Consider the following 15677-nt stretch of genomic DNA (forward strand, 5'->3'; position numbering starts at 1 on the left):
CCGACCGCAACCGTCAGCCCCAGAGTCCGCCTCACGAAACCTCCACCCGTCGACCGGAAAACCCTTTCAAGCAGGCCGACTGTAGGTTCGGAAACTCCGCGGCAACACCCCTTGCCGGTTCCGGAACTGGTTCCGGAACCTCAGCTCGTGGCGATCCCGGCGACCAGGTTGATGGTCGCGGCCAGGATGACCGTCGAGAAAACGTATGCGAGCAGGCAGTGCCGCAGCACGACCGCCCGGATCGCGCTGCTGGACACACTCGTGTCCGACACCTGGAAGGTCATCCCGAGGTTGTAGCTGAAGTAGAAGAAGTCCCGGTACGACGGCACCTCGGCCGCGTTGTTGAAGTCGATCCCGCCGACCGGTTCCCGGAAGTACAGGTGCGCGTACCGCGCGGCGTACATCAGGTGCACGGTCGCCCAGGTCAGGAACACCCCGACGAGCCCGACCGCGGCGGCGGTGCGCCGCGTCCCGGAGTTGCCGAGCGCCAGCAGTACGCCGATACCGCTCAGGCTGGCCAGCGCGGTGATCACGACGATCAGCTCCTCGGCGAACGGCCGGAAGACCTCGCGCTGGGCGAACTCCCGGGTCCGGTCCGCCGACATCGGCCACAGCACCGCGACCCCGGTCCCGACGAAGGTGGCACCGGCCACGGAAATCCCGGAAAGCACGCCGAGCGGGAAGTTTCCGACCACGGCGACCACCAGCAGGCCGACCCCGCCGGCCAGCACCGAGATCACCAGCCGGAGCAGCGGACTCAGCAACACCCTGTGAGAGCTCTCAGGAGCCAAAGTTGTCACCACCAATGATTCTTGTTGCCGGTCACCAACCATCCTGCGCGACACTCGTACGGTACGGCGTCCACCGGACGCGATGCCCGCGACAGGCAGGAGACGATCCGTGATGGACGACAAGGCGAAGCTGCGAGTCAAGGCAGCGCTCCTCGCACACCTCGAGGCCCGGCTACGGGCGACGGACACCGCCGTCGGCCGCGAGGACTCGGCCGCGATGCTCGACCCGGAATCCTCGTTTTCCGTCGACGACCAGTCCCAGTCCGACGAGGCCGCCGACCTGGGCGGCCTGTTCGAAAAGGTCGGCGAACACCAGCACAGCACCGTCGCCGTGGCCGAGCAGCTGGACTTCGGCCCGACCACCGAGGTCCGGCCGGGCGCGATCGTCGTACTGGACGGCAGCCGGTACGTCGTCGGCGTCGTCAGCTCACCGTTCGAGTGCGACGGCGCGACGTACGAGGGCATGACCACCGACGCACCGCTGTACGGCGCGATCAAGGGCCTGCACGCCGGTGACAGCTTCACCTACGACGCCACGGAGCACCGAATCGACTCCGTGTCCTGACAAACTCCGCCGGCGGGGTCAGTGCAGCGCGACCGACAGCACCAGTACTGAGGCGGCCCGGGCGTGTACGTCGTGGCGCTGCGGCGGGACGGCCACCAGCTCGCCGGCCCGCAGCTCGACCTCGACGTCGCCGGACCGCAGTACGACCTCCCCCTGCAGGCACATCAGCGAGGCGTCGCCCGGGCTCTGGTGCTCGCCCAGCGTCTGCCCGGTGTCCAGCGCGATCAACGTCTGCCGCAGCCGTGCGCCACCGCGCCCGTACAGGGTCGTGGAACTTCGCCCGTTGTCGCTCTTCCGCGCCAGCTCGAGATGAACAGCCGCCAAGTCCTCAACCCGCAGTACGTCCATCAACCGATCGTACGACTCCGGTCGGACCCCCGGTCAGGGCAAACCTCCGGCTCCTCCCGGATGCGGGAAATCACGGAAAGTCAGTAGTTTCCGTCAGGTGATGACCTACGAACTCCGCATCGGCGGCTTCGCGACGACCGAGGACGCCCTGGCCCACCAGGACCCGATCGCCCGCCTCCTGTGCCCCGACCCCGACCACAACACCCCGTGCGAGGTCCCCTGGGCCTTCTCCATGACCGACAACCACGACCTCCTCCTCGGCATCTACACCACCCCACCCAAGGCCACCGAGATCACCAACGCCGTACGCCACCTCGTAGGCCACCAGATCACCCTCACAGAAAGCCTCTCCGGCAACTTCGAAGAACTCGCCGAGCAGTACCGCATCGAACACCCCAACAAACCCCAGTAAAAGCACCACCGAACCGCAGTAGCATCACGCAATGCCCAGCCGTCCTGAAGTCGCCGTCGACGTCGCACGCGCGAGCGACCTCGATGACCTGGTCCGCCTCGAGTCCAATCTGTTCCGCGACGACGCAGGAGCCCACGACCCCCTCGTCGACACCACCTGGCCGGCCCGCCACGCCCGGGACGACTTCGCCCGCCTGATCGACGGCGAGTCCACCATCGTTCTCGTCGCGCGGTACGACGAGCACGTCAGGGGTCATCTGGTCGGCTACCTCTCCGCACCGTCACGGACCCGCTTCGACCGCCGGACCGCCGAGATCCGCAGCCTCTACGTGGACGGACCCGTGCGTACCACCGGCATCGGCCAAGCCCTCGTCACCAGCTTCACGACCTGGGCACGGACCCACGAAGCGGTCGCCGTGACCGTCAGCGCGTACGCGGCCAACGACGGCGCCCGAGCGTTCTACAAACACCTCGGCTTCGCCGAGCAGACCGTCGCCTTCCGCCTCCTCCTCGACGCTCAGTAACCCCGCTCGGAGCAGCACGCACAGCGCGCCGGAGATTAGTTGTGGGTGGTTTCGGTGTTGATGATTGTGGCTAGGGTGCCGCCGCCTGGGGGGCCCTGGTGGGTGGCTGAGCCGGAGATCCAGATGAGGGTGTCCTGGAGCCAGGCGGCGTACATTCCTGCGACGGCGGCCTTCATCTCGGTGTCGTACGACGGGTTCTCCAGCACCTGGCGCCGGCCGCGCAACAGGCCGTCCGGTGGTGGTCCGATCTTGACGTAGACGGCGACGACCCGCGCGCGTTGCTCCGGCGTCAGCGGGCCTGTGCCGACGTCCATTCCGGCGCGGCGAAGTGCCCGCGGGAGGGCGTCCACGTCGAGCAGGTCGGTGATCACGGCATGCCCAACTCGCAGTGTCCCGCCCGCCCCGGCGCGGTTGCCGAACAGGATCAGCTGCGTGTCCGGACCACCGGCAGCGCCTTCCCATTCGTTCGCCGAGATCGACGCGCGGCCGCTCCAGACGTCCATCCGGACACCCACGTCGTCTCCGTCGAGCACCGGCAGCCCTTCCACCGCGGTACCGACGCCGAGCGCCGCGCTGCCACTGGTCTTGCGGAACAACGTGTGGTCGTCGTACGCCGGAATCGCCTGACCGCCGGCCCGCGCCGCCGCGAGCGCCTGTTGCGGGACGTGGTACGCCTTCCCGATAACGTATTCCGCGGTTTCCGGCGCGATCCCCGCCTCGGCAGCAGCAGCGCGAACGGCCGCCGCGGTCTCCTCGATCACCCGCGACGTACCAGTCCACTCCGGCCGCATCTGCGTGGTCCGGGCCGTGCCCAGTGCGAGGCGCGACTCTCCGTCGGCAGCAGGTTCGCCGGGTGCGCGGTCCCGCGACCAGCCGTCGGGGACAGCACACCGGCGCCGGCTGTAGACCACGAGTTGGGGCGTGAGGATGCCCACCCCGCCTGATGTGAAGACCATCGGGACCTGGGCAATCTGGTCGTCGGTGCGGGTACCGTGCTCAGCCAGGAACCGGCGGACGGCGTGGTCGGCGTCGACCCGGCTGGTCTCACCAGGCGTGCAGCCCTCGGTCTTACCGGTCACAGCGACGACCTCGTCGGGCCGCAGCCGGCCGTCGGAAACCAGCCGTTCCAACCCCGACACGTCCCGGGAATGCCCCAGCGTCACCTGCACCGCATCAACCGCCACCGATTCAGCAGGCCTCGATTCAGCAGGCATCGGTTCAGCAGGCATCGGTTCAGCGGACATCTCAGGTCTCCTCGGCAAGCACACGACCCGCTTTGATGACAGTCCGTTCGACAGGCAGCCCAACGACCGCCTCACCCACCGTTGCCCCCGACAACAGCACCAGATCCGCCGCGGAACCCTCACAGAAACCGTGTTCCGGCAGCCCCAGCACCCGCCCCGAGGTCGCCAGATCGACCGCGAACTGCAGATCCTCGTCGCTACCGAAACCGCACCGCCACGCCAGCAGGTACACCTTCAGCAACATGTCCGACCGATTGAACGGCCCCCACGAATCCAGTTGCCCATCGCAACCGACCCCGACCGCGACCCCCGCCTCGACCAGCGCCTTCAACGGCGGCATCGGACCGCCGGACGGCACACACGTCGTCACCCCGATCCCGGCCTCGGCCAGGTCGTCGATGATCCGCGCGGCCCGGTCCGCGGGAAGCGACCCGAGGAAGTCCGGATGGCTGATCACGACCGGCCGCGGCAGCTCGACCGCCTTCGCCCGCTCGATGATCAGGCCCGCCGAGAACGCCCCGAGCTCGCCCGGCTCGTGCAGATGGATGTCGACACCGGCGCCGTGCCGCTCGGCCAACCGGAAGATCAGGTCGATATGCTCGACCGGATCCCGTTCGTACGAACACGGATCCATCCCGCCGACGACGTCCGCGCCCGCGGCCAGCGCGGCGTCGAGCAGTTCCGCCGTCCCCGGCCGGTCACCCACCCCGCTCTGCGCGAACGCGATGATCTGCATCGTGAGCGCGTCCCGAAGGTCCTCCCGCACCTGCAGCATCCCTTCGACACCGCTCAGCCCGACCTCGGTGTCCACGTCGACGAACGCGCGGGTGTGGGTGGCGCCGTTGGCGATCATCACGTCGGCGTTCCGCCGGATCTGCGTCGCGGCGTCCCAGTCCGGCGCGCTCCGCATCGCCCGCTCGTCGGCGAGCAACTGGTCCAGATCCCGGGGCTGCCGCGAGTACCACGTCCGACCGAGCATCGACTTGTCGAGATGCGAGTGCGCGTCGACGAACCCCGGCAGCAGGACCTTGCCGGTCCCGTCGATCGCCCGTACGCCGGGCGGTGTCTCGATGCTGTCGGCGATCGCGGATACGGTCGCGCCGTCGATCAGTACGTCGTACCGCCCGGTCCGATGCGGCAACACTACGTTCTTGATGATCACAGGTCACAGGTCCTTTCCGGCGTACACCCGCACGCCGCGGTGGAAGACGTACCGCCGGGGTGTGCGCCGCGCGATCGCCTCGGCGCTGCAGGTCGCGGGCGTGAGGAAGAAGCTGGCCTGATCGCCGACGGCCGGCCAGCCACGCGTACGGTCGGCCCGCCAGCGACCGGCCTCGCCTGCCGCGTAGTGCAGGGTCTGCGCGATGCCCCATTCGTCGTACGCGCCGAGGCGCTGCGCGAGGATCCACAGTTGCTCGAGTAGATCGCCCGGCCCGAACGGCGTGAGGATGTCCATGATGCTGTCGCTACCGAGGCTGACGTCGACCCCGGCCTCGTCGAGCGCCCGGAACGGGAGCAGCGCACCGTTGACGCCAACCGTCGTACCAACAGCGACCCGCGCCGCGGCGAGCCGCGCCGCCAAGTCCCGCACGGCATCCGCCGACGCACCGGACAGCGCGTTCGCGTTGCTCAACATCACCTTGCCCTGCCAACCCGTCGCCTCGACAAAGCGCAGGATCTGATCGATCTCGAACAGCCCGAGGCTCCCACCGTCGTGCAGATGGAAGTCGATCCCGGCGCCGTGCTCGACGGCCAGTCCGAACGTCACGTCCAGCGCCTTCGCCACATCCCCCTCGATCCGCGCCGGATCGATGCCCCCGACAACAGTCGCGCCGAGCCCGAGCGCCCGCTCCAGCATCGGTACGACCGTCCCGTCGCGGAGCCCGTGCTGCGGGTACGCGATCACCGTCCAGTCGACGTCCGCGCGGGACCGCAGTACGTCGAGGAGCCGCTCGACGTTCCGGGTCCCGACGATGTGGTCGACGTTGCAGTGCGCCGCGACCTCGGTGGTACCGCGGGACACGAGCAGGTCGAGGATCGCGTTGCTGCGGACCGGGATCTGCTCCGACATCTCGGGCAGCAACCGCTCCTCCTCCGCCAGCCACGACCGCCCCGGAATCGGCGCCCGCCACGGACCGCCGTAGAACGTCTTGTCCAGGTGAATATGCGTGTCCCGCATCGCCGGCATCAGCAGCATCCCGCCCGCGTCGAACACCCGCCGCCCGTCGTCGGGCGCGCGCTCACCACGGCGTACGTCGGCGACGACACCGTCCGCGATCCGCACCGCGCTGGGGTCGGCCCGGGTCTCGAACACCCCGTCCGGACGCTCCACCACCGCCACCTCGACGGCAACCCGATCGAGCCACCACTCCTGCGATTTTGTATTCATTCAAGCCCTTCAGCACGGAATAACCGTCGATCGAGGGGCGAAATGTATACATTTCAGCGTAGAGCGCAGGGTGGAGTCAAGAGCCCTCAGGCCTCCGGCAGGCTCTCCCGGAGCATCCGGAGGGCCGGCGCGCGGCCGGACTCGATGTGCGCGAGCATGATCGACTCGGCCAGCAGTTCGTTGCCATCAGCAATCGCCTGGGTCACCGCGCGATGCTCCGGACTCGGACTGCTCGGGTCGTTGCGGATCGACAGGTAGAACATCCAGACCAGCCGCCCCGCCACCGCCGCCATCAAGGACGACATCAAGGCATTGCCGGTCGCGGCGACGACCTCCTGATGGAAGTCCGCGTTCGCCTGCGCGACCGCCAGCGCGTCACCCCCGCGGATCTGCGCCTCCGACTCCTCCAGCCGCTCCCACAGCCGCTCGAGCTCGCCCTTCCCGTCCCCGACCCGCCGCGCCGCCAACCGAGCGGCCTGCCCCTCGATCGCGATCCGTACGTCGAACACCTGGTGCACGGCCGCGTCCGTCCACCGGCTGACCGCCACACCCCGCCGCGGAAACCCCTGGATGAATCCCTCGACCTCCAGTTGCGGCAACGCCTCCCGCAACGGGATCCGCGACACCCCCAGCTCGGCAGCCAGACTCTGCTCGGTCAACCGCTGCCCCTGCGGATAGACCCCCGTGATGATGCCGCGCCGCAACTCCTCGTAGAGCCGCGACGACAACCGCGGTCCGGACGTCTGCTTCACCCCGCCATCCTCACCCCGGCCATCGCGGCGGACCAGCCCCCACGCCCTGACGAGGGCCGGATCCTGAGAGCCGCCCACCGGGGCGCTCGCGAGTGTTCACCCGGGCTGCACATCCTCTTCCTTCGCAGGGAGTCTTTCGCCGACTTTGCTGAGGCGGTTGGCGGCCGCCCGACAGGGCAGGCTGCGGTGAGGACAGGACTTGTGAGGAGAGGAACCATGGTGGATTCGCAGCGATCGCAAGGAATCACCCGCAGGCGGCTGCTCGGCGCGACGGCCGGCGCGGCAGCGCTGACGGCACTGCCCACATCGATGCAGAAGGCGCTCGCCGCTCCGGCGCCGGAGTTCCGGTCGCTGCGGCAGATCGAGCACGTGATCTTCCTGATGCAGGAGAACAGGTCGTTCGACCACTACTTCGGCACGCTGCGCGGGGTCCGCGGGTTCGACGACCCGACCGCGATGCGGCTGCCGTCCGGCGAGTCGGTGTTCCGCCAGCCCGACCCGAATCACCCGGACGGCTACCTGCTGCCGTTCCGGCAGAACACCAAGACCACGAACTCCGCGAAGGCGTACGGCACCGGCCACGCGTGGGACGTGCAGCACCGGTCCTGGAACAACGGCGCGATGGACAACTGGGTCATCGAGCACACCGCGAGCGACGGCGCGCACGGACCGTTCACGATGGGCTACCTGGCCCGCGAGGACCTGCCGTTCCACTATGCGCTCGCCGACGCGTTCACCGTCTGCGACAACTACCACTGCTCGGTCATGGGCCCCACGCACCCGAACCGGGTGATGGCGATGAGCGGCACCCTCGACCCGCACGGACTCGGCAACGGCCCGGTGCTCGACAGCTCGGCACCGAAGAAGCTCTACACGTGGACGACGTACCCCGAACGGCTGCAGCGTGCCGGTGTCAGCTGGAAGTACTTCACCGCCAACCCGTACGACACCGGGCACGGCTGGTTCAAGAACTTCGCCGAGGCCAAGCCGGGTGACCCGCTGTACGACAACGGCATGGTGCGGTACTCCCCGTCGATGGTGGCGGACGTCATCCGGCGCGACGAGCTGCCCTCGGTCACCTGGCTGGACGCCCAGTACCTGCCGAACGTCTACGGCCTGCCCGAGGGCGCCGAAGGCCCCAACAACCTGGTCGCCGGCGGCGCGGAGTACATCTCGACGATCCTGGACGCCCTCGGCTCCACGCCCGAGGTGTGGCAGAAGACCATGTTCGTGATCACGTACGACGAGAACGACGGCCGCTTCGACCACGTCGCCCCGCCGGTCCCGCCGCCCGGCACCCCCGACGAGTACGTCACCGTCTCGCCGCTGCCCGCCTCGGCCGGGGGGATCGCCGGGCCGATCGGGCTGGGCTTCCGCGTGCCGACGATCGTCGTCTCGCCGTTCAGCCAGGGCGGCTGGGTGTGCAGCGAGGTCTTCGACCACACGTCGATGCTGAAGTTCCTCGAGCGCCGCTTCGGCGTACTGGAACCGAACATCAGCGCCTGGCGCCGGGCCACCGTCGGCGATCTGACGTCCGCGCTACGGTTCGACGGCCAGGGCAAGCGCGCGTACCCCAAGGGCATCCCGACGTACGAGGACACCGTCGCCCAGTTCGAACTGGAACAGCACGAGGTCGCCACGTTGCCGGCCCCCACGATTCCGGCCGTCCAGCAGACCCCGCACCAGGAACCGGGTCGCCGCCCCCACACCCGCCTCAGCTGACGCTCAGGGGAAGCGGGAGGCCAGGCCGATGGTGGCGGCTGCGGCCGCGAGGGTGAGGAGCAGGGTGAGGCCGGCGAACCGGGACGTGATCTCCTTGTCGACCTTGTCGTAGCCGACCGAGGATCCGATGTCCTTGTACACGTTGTCGAGCTCGCCGGCCGACTTCGCGCTGTAGGCCTGGCCGCCGCTGATGTCCGCGATGCTGCGCATCTCGTCGCGGTCGACGGGGACGCGCTGGCGGATGCCGTCCATCTCGATGAAGCCCGTGTCGGTACCGGTGGCGATCGTGTAGATCGGCACGTGCTGCGCCTTCGCCGCCGCGGCTGCCTCCTGGGCGGTGCGGCCGACGGTCCGCTTGCCGTCGGACAGCAGGACGATCCGGCCCGGTGCGGGCTGGTTGGGGTGCTGCGGGTCCGGCGGCGCGAGTTTGAGGGCGTCCAGCGCCGTGAAGATCGCCTCGCCGGTGGCAGTGGACTCGGCCAGCTGGAGGCTGTCGATGGACCGCAGTATGGTGCCGCGGTCAGTGGTCGGCGGCACCATGAGCGCGGCGGTTCCGGCGAACCGGACCAGGGCCACGTTGAACTTCGCGGGCAGCCGGTTGACGAAGTCCTTCGCGGACTTCTTCGCCGCCTCCAGCCGGGTCGGGGCCAGATCGGTGGCCATCATCGACAGCGACACGTCGATGGCGACGACGATCGTCGCCCGCTCGCGCGGCACCTTCACCTGGTCGTCGGGCCGGGCGAACGCGGTGGTGCCGCTGCTCGCCGCGAGCAGGACCAGCAGTACGGCGAGGTGCCGCCGCCACTGCGGCCGACGCGGGGCGACGCGGTCCAGCAGCGCGATGTTGGTGAAGCGCAGCGCGTACGTAGAACGGCGGCGCCGTAACACGACGTACACAACGACCGTCAGCGGGATCAGCAGCAACAACCACAGCCGATCGGGTGAGAGGAAATGCACTAGCCGATCACCCCTTCGCGATGAACCCGGCGAACGCGCGCCCACTCCACTGTACGGACCCGCTGCTGAGAGAAATCGGCGCGGAGGCGCGCGGGCCGCCCTCCGAGGGCTCACGGCTGGAAGCGGTAGCCCATGCCGGGGGCGGTGAGGAGGTGTCTGGGGCGGGCCGGGTCGGGTTCGAGCTTGCGGCGGAGCTGGGCGATGTACACGCGGAGGTAGTTGGTTTCGGTCTCGTACGCCGGGCCCCACACCTCGCGCAGGAGTTCGCGCTGCGTGACGAGCTTGTCGTGGTTGCGGACCAGGATCTCCAGCAGGTGCCACTCGGTGGGAGTGAGCCGTACGTCGCCTTCGGCGGTGGTCAGTCGCCGGCCGGCGAGGTCGATCGTGAAGGCGTCGGTGCGGATCGGGACAGCCTCTCCCGGCGTCGCCCGGCGGAGCGCGGAGCGGATCCGCGCCAGCAGCTCGTCCATCCCGAACGGCTTGGTGACGTAGTCGTCGGCGCCGGCATCGAGCGCGGCGACCTTCTCGGGCTCCGCGGTCCGGGCCGACAGTACGACGATCGGCGCCGTACACAAGCCGCGCAGGGCGTGGACGACCTCGACGCCGTCCATGTCCGGCAGACCGAGGTCCAGGATGACGAGGTCGGGCGGGTGCCGCCGGGCCGTGGCGAGTGCCGCCGAGCCGTCCTCGGCCAGGTCGACCTCGTACCGGCGGGCGCGCAGGTTGATCCGCAGCGCACGCAACAGCTGCAGGTCGTCGTCCACCACCAGCAGGCGGCTCATGCGGTACCCATCTGCCACGGGACGTTCGTGACCATCACGCCCGGCTGGAACAACAGGTGGGCCTTCAACCGCAGGGCACTCTGGTTGTGCAGCAACTGCTCCCACCAATGCCGTACGACGTACTCCGGAATGAACACGCAGACCACGTCCCGCGGGCTGCGCACCCGGATGTCCTTGACGTAGGCAAGCACCGGCCCGGTGATGTCGCGGTACGGCGAGCTGAGGATCTTGAGCGGGACCGGGATCCCGCGCCGATCCCACTCCCGCACCAGCGCGTCGGTCTCGTCCTCGTTCTGCTGGACGGTCACCGCCGTCAGGGTGCTCGGGCGGGTGGCCCGGGCGAACGCGAGCGCTCGCAGGGTCGGCTCGTGCAGCTTGGACACCAGTACGACGCCGTGGATCCGGGCGGGCAGCGTGGTACTCCCGGGTGACGGCGTGGTTTCGCGGTCGATCCGGTCGTAGTGCCGCCGGATGCCGCGCATCAGCAGGTACAGCAGCGGCATCGCGATCACGACGATGTACGCGCCGTGGACGAACTTCGTGCTCAGTACGACGACCAGTACGACCGCGGTCAGCACCGCGCCGACCCCGTTGATCAGCCGGGCCCGGATCATCGGTCCGCGGGCGGTACGCAGCGTGGCGAGCCGCGTCGTCCAGTGCCGGACCATCCCCCATTGGCTGAGGGTGAACGACACGAACACGCCGATGATGTAGAGCTGGATCAACCGTGTCGTGCTCGCGTCGAACGCCCAGATCAGCAGCACCGCCAGGCCGGCCAGGACCACGATGCCGTTGCTGAACACCAGCCGATCGCCACGGCGGTGCAACTGCCGTGGCAGGTAGCCGTCGCCGCCGAGGATCGAGGCCAGGATCGGGAACCCGTTGAACGCCGTGTTCGCCGCCAGCACCAGGATCGCCGCCGTGAACGCCTGCACGAGGTAGAACATCATCGACTGCCCGCCGAAGACCGCGGCGCCGAGTTGCGCGATCACGGTCCGTTGCTGATATTGCGCGGGTGCTCCGATCAGCCTCGCCGTGTTGTCGACCATGTGGATGCGCGCGGCCAGTGCGAGAGCGGTGAGGCCGGCGAACATGGTGACCGTGAGTCCACCCATGATCGCCAGGGTGTTCGCCGCGTTCCGGCTCTTCGGCGGCCTGAAGTGCGGTACGCCGTTGCTCACCGCCTCGACCCCCGTGAGCGCGGTGCAGCCGGACGCGAAGGCCCGCAGTACCAGGGCAACGAGGAGCAGCCCGGTGACCTGGTGCTCCGGGCGTACGCCGTACCCGGCCGACTCCGCGACCGGAGCGTCACCGGCGGCGATCCGGGCGAGGCCGACCGCCAGCATCACGAACACGCAGACCACGAAGCCGTACGTCGGGATCGCGAAGACGGTGCCGGATTCCCGAACCCCGCGGAGGTTCGTCATCGCCAGGACGACGACCAGGCCGACCGAGACGAGGACGGCATGCGGCGCCAGCGTCGGGACGGCGGCGACGATGTTGGCGACACCTGCCACCACAGAAACGGCGACGGTCAGTACATAGTCGACCAGGAGCGCGCTCGCGGCGACCAGCGACGCGTCCCGGCCCAGGTTCGCGCCGGCGACCGCGTAGGCGCCGCCACCGTTGGGATACGCATGACAAGTCTGGCGGTACGACGCGACGACGACGATCAGCAGCACGATGACGGCGGCCGCGACCCACCAGGTCAGATGCAGCAGCGTCAGTCCGCCGAGGCTGAGCATCAGCAGGATCTCTTCGGTGGCGTAGGCATTCGACGACAGCGGGTCGCTGCAGAACACCGGCAAGGCGAGCTTCTTCGGCAGCAGCTGCTCGCTCATCGACTCACTGCGAATCGGTCGCCCGACAAGGATCCGCTTGGGCAACTGAATGACCCGCGCCATAACGCAAGTCAACCCGCCGCGAGTTCCCCAGGCCGCCTACTCTCACACGTTTCTCACACCAATCACCCCATTTTTGACACCCCTATGACGCCCGGGCCCCGATTCGGCGCGCAGCCGGGATGCTGCCGAGCACCAGCAGGCCGATCGCCACGCCGCCGGCGGCCTGGGGGTTGCCCGGGAGGGCGAACATCAGCACGGTCAGTGGGCTGCTCGCGACGACCGCCCACGCCGCCCAGCGCGGGATCGCCCTGGCCCGGTCCAGCGCGATGCCCAGCAGGACGTACGTCAGCAGGTGCCCGACGATGTAGACGATCAGGAAGGTCATCATCATCGGTCCGCCGTAGAACGCGTTCAGCAGTCCGGTGTACGACGTACTGCCGGGCTGCTCGGCCATCGTGTAGATCAGCCCGTCGAGCGCGGTCAGCGCGGCGAGCGGAAGCCATCCGACGAGACCCAGTACGGCGCCGGTCGCCGCCAGCTTCGGCGACTGCCGGTACACCAGCTGGGCAAGGCCGAGAACGCTCACCGGCAGCAGGAACGAGCCGACGACGAACGCCCACAGGTGCGTGACGTTCAGCGCCTGATCGGCCTTGATGTTCGCGGTGATCAAGGTCTGCCCGTCGCGGCTGATGGTGGGCGACAACATGCCGCCGACCAGGAACGCCAGCGGGCCGCCGACGACCGACACCGCCAGTGCGTACTGACGGAGCCGTAGCTGGACCGGTACCTGCGTGGCGGATTGAAGAGTGGACATCGGGGTCGCCTCCTACGTGAGTGTCTGGAACACGTTTGACGCTAGGAATACGCAGCACTTCACCGAAACGCCCCGCTGGGTGATGTTCGTATCCCCCGGCGGGGGTACATCGGATGCCTCACGCGGAGGATCCGCTCCCACGCACCGCGGGCTTACGCTCGCCCTGTGACGCGGAGGAGCCTTGGTGTGGACGCCGGTCTTGCCGGTCTGGTCCTGACCGTGACGCTGCTGATGCTGGCCGGCGACAGCGGTCAACCCGGCGTACGCGGCTTCGACCTGCTCGCCGGCGGTCTCGCGGTACTGACCGCCGCGCCGCTGCTGGTACGCCGTACCGCGCCCGTTGCCGTCCTCGCCGTCACGGCCGCGGCGAGCCTCGTGCTGGTCGCGCGAGGGTACGCGCTCGACTTCCCCGTGGGCCCGATCGCCGGGATGTACGGCGTCGCGGGGCAACCGGTACGGCGTACCGTCATCGCGCTGTCGATCGCCGGAGCGTTCCTGCTCATATCGGGAGCCGCGTTCGTCGGCGAGGGGCGCGCCGTCGCCCGGACCGTCGGGCTGATCGTGGTCTGGGCCGCCGGTCTCGCGGGTGCCTGGTTCGCCGGGGACCGGGCCAGGCTGCGCCGGGAACGCGCCGCCGAACAGGCACTGCGCGCGGAACACGAGACCGAACGCGAACGCCGGCTCGCGATCGCCGAGGAGCGCACCCGGATCGCCCGCGAACTGCACGATTCGGCCGGTCACGCGATCAACGTGATCCTCGTCCAGGCCGGTGCCGCCCGGCTGCTCCAGGAGCGCGACCCGGCCGGCTCCAGGAAGGCGATCACCACGATCGAGGACGTGGCCCGCCGTACGCTCACCGAGATCAGCCAGCTCGTCTCGGCGCTGCGCGACGACGAGGCGGCACCGGCACCGACGTCCTTGGAGGACCTGATCGAAAGCCACCGCGCGTCCGGCCATCAGATCGTCGTCGAGACGACCGGGCAGTACGACGAGATGCCGCGCCCGGTGTCCGCCGCGATCTACCGGATCCTCCAGGAGGCGCTGACGAACGCGAGCCGGCACGGAGCAGGCGGGGCCGAGATCGTGCTCCGGTTCGGGCCGCAGTACGTCGATGCCACGGTCACCAACACGATCGGCCACAGCTCGTCGCACGGCGGCCACGGGATCATCGGCATGCGCGAACGTGCCACGCTGCTCGGCGGCGTACTCGAGACGGCAACCGCCGACAGCCGGTTCCAGCTGCACGCTCACATCCCCTACGCCCGGGAGCACGCATGACTGTCCGGGTCCTGGTCGTTGACGACGACGACCTGATGCGCGCCGGACTGCGCGCGGTGCTCTCCAGCGACGACACCATCGCGGTGATCGGCGAGGCAGCCGACGGCCGGGTCGCCGTCGAGGAGGTACGCCGGTCGCGGCCCGACGTCGTACTCATGGACGTACGCATGCCCGCGCTGGACGGGATCGCCGCCACCGAACAGATCGTCGCCTCGGAACCGGACGCGCGGATCCTGATCCTGACGACCTTCGAGGACGACGACTACGTCTTCGGTGCCCTCGCCGCCGGCGCCTCCGGCTTCCTGCTGAAGCGCACACCACCCGAGCAGCTCATCGCCGCCATCCACACCATCGCCGCCGGCGAGTCACTGCTCTCCCCCACGATCACCCGGACCGTGATCGACCGGATGGCCCGCGTACCGCGCCCCGATCCCGCCGCCGGCCGGCTGCTCCGCACCTTGACCCCACGCGAACGTGACGTCTTCGAACTCATCGCCCACGGCCGCTCGAACGCCGAAATCGCCGAAGCGCTCATCGTCGAGGAATCAACCGTCAAGACCCACGTCAAGCGGGTCCTCGCCAAACTCGAACTCCGCGACCGCATCCAGGCCGTCATCCTCGCCTACGAAGCCGGCATCATCCTTCCGGGCTCGCACCGCTGACCAGTGGCCCGAGGGCGCGCACGGTGCGCTCGATGGTGGGGCGCAGGTCGAGTTCGGGGTCGACGGTGAGGCGGTGCAGGAGCAGTCCGTCGCCGAGTGCCATCAGGGCCCGCGTCGCCGGCACGGGGTCCGGGATGCCGACGGCGGTCACGATCCGCTCGGTCCACCGCTCGAACTCGCGGCGTTGCCGGCGCAGCGGTTCGCCGAGCTCCGGGTCGCCCGCGAGTTCGAGGAAGAGGGCGTAGCGTGCCCGGGTCCGCGCGGCGAACGGCCCGCTCTGCAGCTCGGTCATCGCGCACAAGCCGTCGATCAGCCCGTCCAGGCCCGTGATCGCCGGCATCGCCGCCGGGTCGAAATCGGCCCGCTCGTGCTCGGCGATCCAGTCGACCACACCGGCGAGCAGGGCCCGGCGGGTCCGGAACCAGTTCGAGGTCGACCCCGGCGGGAGGCCTGCTCGTTCGTCGACCCGTGCATGGCTCAACGCGCGCATGCCCTGCGCACCGAGCAGTTCCACGGCCGCCTCGAGTGCGCGCTCCCGGGTGGCCGCCGGCATGGACACTTCCCTTCCACGGTGGTCTACTATGAAAATAGTAG

Annotated in this window: 17 protein-coding genes; 6 read left to right on the forward strand and 11 right to left on the reverse strand. The window is 69.2% G+C overall.

The window, feature by feature from the left end:
* Window positions 1-140 precede the first annotated feature (140 nt).
* Window positions 141-767, reverse strand: a complete 627-nt coding sequence (locus VFF46_RS04075) for a DUF1345 domain-containing protein (protein WP_325035650.1) — start codon at window positions 765-767, stop codon at window positions 141-143.
* Window positions 768-900: 133 nt separating this feature from the next.
* Between VFF46_RS04075 and VFF46_RS04080 the strand changes: the two genes are divergently transcribed.
* Window positions 901-1356: a hypothetical protein gene (locus VFF46_RS04080; protein ID WP_325035651.1), complete on the forward strand. Its 456-nt coding sequence runs from the start codon at window positions 901-903 to the stop codon at window positions 1354-1356.
* Between the two features lie 18 nt (window positions 1357-1374).
* Here the strand turns inward: VFF46_RS04080 and VFF46_RS04085 are convergent, their stop codons facing one another.
* Complete coding sequence (locus VFF46_RS04085) at window positions 1375-1704, reverse strand: cupin domain-containing protein (protein ID WP_325035652.1); 330 nt, start codon at window positions 1702-1704, stop codon at window positions 1375-1377.
* Between the two features lie 100 nt (window positions 1705-1804).
* On the opposite strand from VFF46_RS04085, the gene VFF46_RS04090 reads away from it, so the two are divergent.
* Window positions 1805-2116 (forward strand): hypothetical protein, encoded by a 312-nt coding sequence (locus tag VFF46_RS04090; protein ID WP_325035653.1) that lies wholly within the window; start codon window positions 1805-1807, stop codon window positions 2114-2116.
* A gap of 31 nt (window positions 2117-2147) precedes the next feature.
* Window positions 2148-2639 carry a GNAT family N-acetyltransferase gene (locus VFF46_RS04095; RefSeq protein WP_325035654.1) on the forward strand — a complete coding sequence of 164 codons (492 nt, stop codon included), beginning with the start codon at window positions 2148-2150 and terminating at the stop codon, window positions 2637-2639.
* 35 nt (window positions 2640-2674) lie between these two features.
* On the opposite strand, the gene VFF46_RS04100 is transcribed toward VFF46_RS04095, so the two are convergent.
* The 4 genes from VFF46_RS04100 to VFF46_RS04115 form a co-directional block, all read right to left on the reverse strand.
* Complete coding sequence (locus VFF46_RS04100) at window positions 2675-3823, reverse strand: ring-opening amidohydrolase (RefSeq protein WP_325035655.1); 1149 nt, start codon at window positions 3821-3823, stop codon at window positions 2675-2677.
* A gap of 61 nt (window positions 3824-3884) precedes the next feature.
* Complete coding sequence (locus VFF46_RS04105) at window positions 3885-5045, reverse strand: amidohydrolase family protein (protein WP_325035656.1); 1161 nt, start codon at window positions 5043-5045, stop codon at window positions 3885-3887.
* 3 nt (window positions 5046-5048) lie between these two features.
* The gene (locus VFF46_RS04110; protein ID WP_325035657.1) at window positions 5049-6272 is read right to left on the reverse strand and encodes an amidohydrolase family protein; all 1224 of its coding nucleotides are present in this window, start codon (window positions 6270-6272) and stop codon (window positions 5049-5051) included.
* Window positions 6273-6358: 86 nt separating this feature from the next.
* Window positions 6359-7024: a GntR family transcriptional regulator gene (locus VFF46_RS04115; RefSeq protein ID WP_325035658.1), complete on the reverse strand. Its 666-nt coding sequence runs from the start codon at window positions 7022-7024 to the stop codon at window positions 6359-6361.
* 216 nt (window positions 7025-7240) lie between these two features.
* Between VFF46_RS04115 and VFF46_RS04120 the strand changes: the two genes are divergently transcribed.
* On the forward strand, window positions 7241-8746 hold the full coding sequence (locus VFF46_RS04120) for an alkaline phosphatase family protein (RefSeq protein ID WP_325035659.1): 1506 nt from the start codon (window positions 7241-7243) through the stop codon (window positions 8744-8746).
* Between the two features lie 3 nt (window positions 8747-8749).
* Here the strand turns inward: VFF46_RS04120 and VFF46_RS04125 are convergent, their stop codons facing one another.
* The 4 genes from VFF46_RS04125 to VFF46_RS04140 form a co-directional block, all read right to left on the reverse strand.
* The gene (locus tag VFF46_RS04125; protein ID WP_325035660.1) at window positions 8750-9703 is read right to left on the reverse strand and encodes a VWA domain-containing protein; all 954 of its coding nucleotides are present in this window, start codon (window positions 9701-9703) and stop codon (window positions 8750-8752) included.
* Between the two features lie 110 nt (window positions 9704-9813).
* Window positions 9814-10485 carry a response regulator gene (locus VFF46_RS04130; protein ID WP_325035661.1) on the reverse strand — a complete coding sequence of 224 codons (672 nt, stop codon included), beginning with the start codon at window positions 10483-10485 and terminating at the stop codon, window positions 9814-9816.
* On the reverse strand, window positions 10482-12326 hold the full coding sequence (locus tag VFF46_RS04135) for an APC family permease (RefSeq protein WP_325035662.1): 1845 nt from the start codon (window positions 12324-12326) through the stop codon (window positions 10482-10484). The genes VFF46_RS04130 and VFF46_RS04135 overlap by 4 nt, the downstream gene beginning before the upstream one ends.
* Window positions 12327-12471: 145 nt before the next feature.
* Entirely contained in the window at window positions 12472-13143 is a 672-nt protein-coding gene (locus tag VFF46_RS04140; RefSeq protein WP_325035663.1) for a hypothetical protein, read from the reverse strand.
* 165 nt (window positions 13144-13308) lie between these two features.
* Here VFF46_RS04140 and VFF46_RS04145 point away from each other — a divergent pair, with 165 nt between their 5' ends.
* Together VFF46_RS04145 and VFF46_RS04150 are read left to right on the forward strand one after the other, a co-directional pair.
* Window positions 13309-14421 carry a sensor histidine kinase gene (locus VFF46_RS04145; RefSeq protein WP_422653751.1) on the forward strand — a complete coding sequence of 371 codons (1113 nt, stop codon included), beginning with the start codon at window positions 13309-13311 and terminating at the stop codon, window positions 14419-14421.
* On the forward strand, window positions 14418-15083 hold the full coding sequence (locus tag VFF46_RS04150) for a response regulator transcription factor (RefSeq protein WP_325035665.1): 666 nt from the start codon (window positions 14418-14420) through the stop codon (window positions 15081-15083). The genes VFF46_RS04145 and VFF46_RS04150 overlap by 4 nt, the downstream gene beginning before the upstream one ends.
* On the opposite strand, the gene VFF46_RS04155 is transcribed toward VFF46_RS04150, so the two are convergent.
* Window positions 15058-15636, reverse strand: coding sequence for a TetR family transcriptional regulator (locus tag VFF46_RS04155; protein ID WP_325035666.1), 579 nt, complete (start codon window positions 15634-15636; stop codon window positions 15058-15060). The genes VFF46_RS04150 and VFF46_RS04155 overlap by 26 nt on opposite strands.
* Window positions 15637-15677: the final 41 nt, after the last annotated feature.

The sequence above is a fragment of the Kribbella sp. genome (assembly GCF_035655035.1).
Taxonomy (GTDB): domain Bacteria; phylum Actinomycetota; class Actinomycetes; order Propionibacteriales; family Kribbellaceae; genus Kribbella.

Coding starts and splice junctions, on each gene's coding strand:
- VFF46_RS04085 (WP_325035652.1), bottom strand. CDS start 1,704: ATGGACGTACTGCGGGTTGAGGACTTGGCGGCTGTTCATCTCGAGCTG.
- VFF46_RS04090 (WP_325035653.1), top strand. CDS start 1,805: ATGACCTACGAACTCCGCATCGGCGGCTTCGCGACGACCGAGGACGCC.
- VFF46_RS04095 (WP_325035654.1), top strand. CDS start 2,148: ATGCCCAGCCGTCCTGAAGTCGCCGTCGACGTCGCACGCGCGAGCGAC.
- VFF46_RS04110 (WP_325035657.1), bottom strand. CDS start 6,272: ATGAATACAAAATCGCAGGAGTGGTGGCTCGATCGGGTTGCCGTCGAG.
- VFF46_RS04120 (WP_325035659.1), top strand. CDS start 7,241: ATGGTGGATTCGCAGCGATCGCAAGGAATCACCCGCAGGCGGCTGCTC.
- VFF46_RS04130 (WP_325035661.1), bottom strand. CDS start 10,485: ATGAGCCGCCTGCTGGTGGTGGACGACGACCTGCAGCTGTTGCGTGCG.
- VFF46_RS04135 (WP_325035662.1), bottom strand. CDS start 12,326: ATGAGCGAGCAGCTGCTGCCGAAGAAGCTCGCCTTGCCGGTGTTCTGC.
- VFF46_RS04140 (WP_325035663.1), bottom strand. CDS start 13,143: ATGTCCACTCTTCAATCCGCCACGCAGGTACCGGTCCAGCTACGGCTC.
- VFF46_RS04150 (WP_325035665.1), top strand. CDS start 14,418: ATGACTGTCCGGGTCCTGGTCGTTGACGACGACGACCTGATGCGCGCC.
- VFF46_RS04155 (WP_325035666.1), bottom strand. CDS start 15,636: ATGCCGGCGGCCACCCGGGAGCGCGCACTCGAGGCGGCCGTGGAACTG.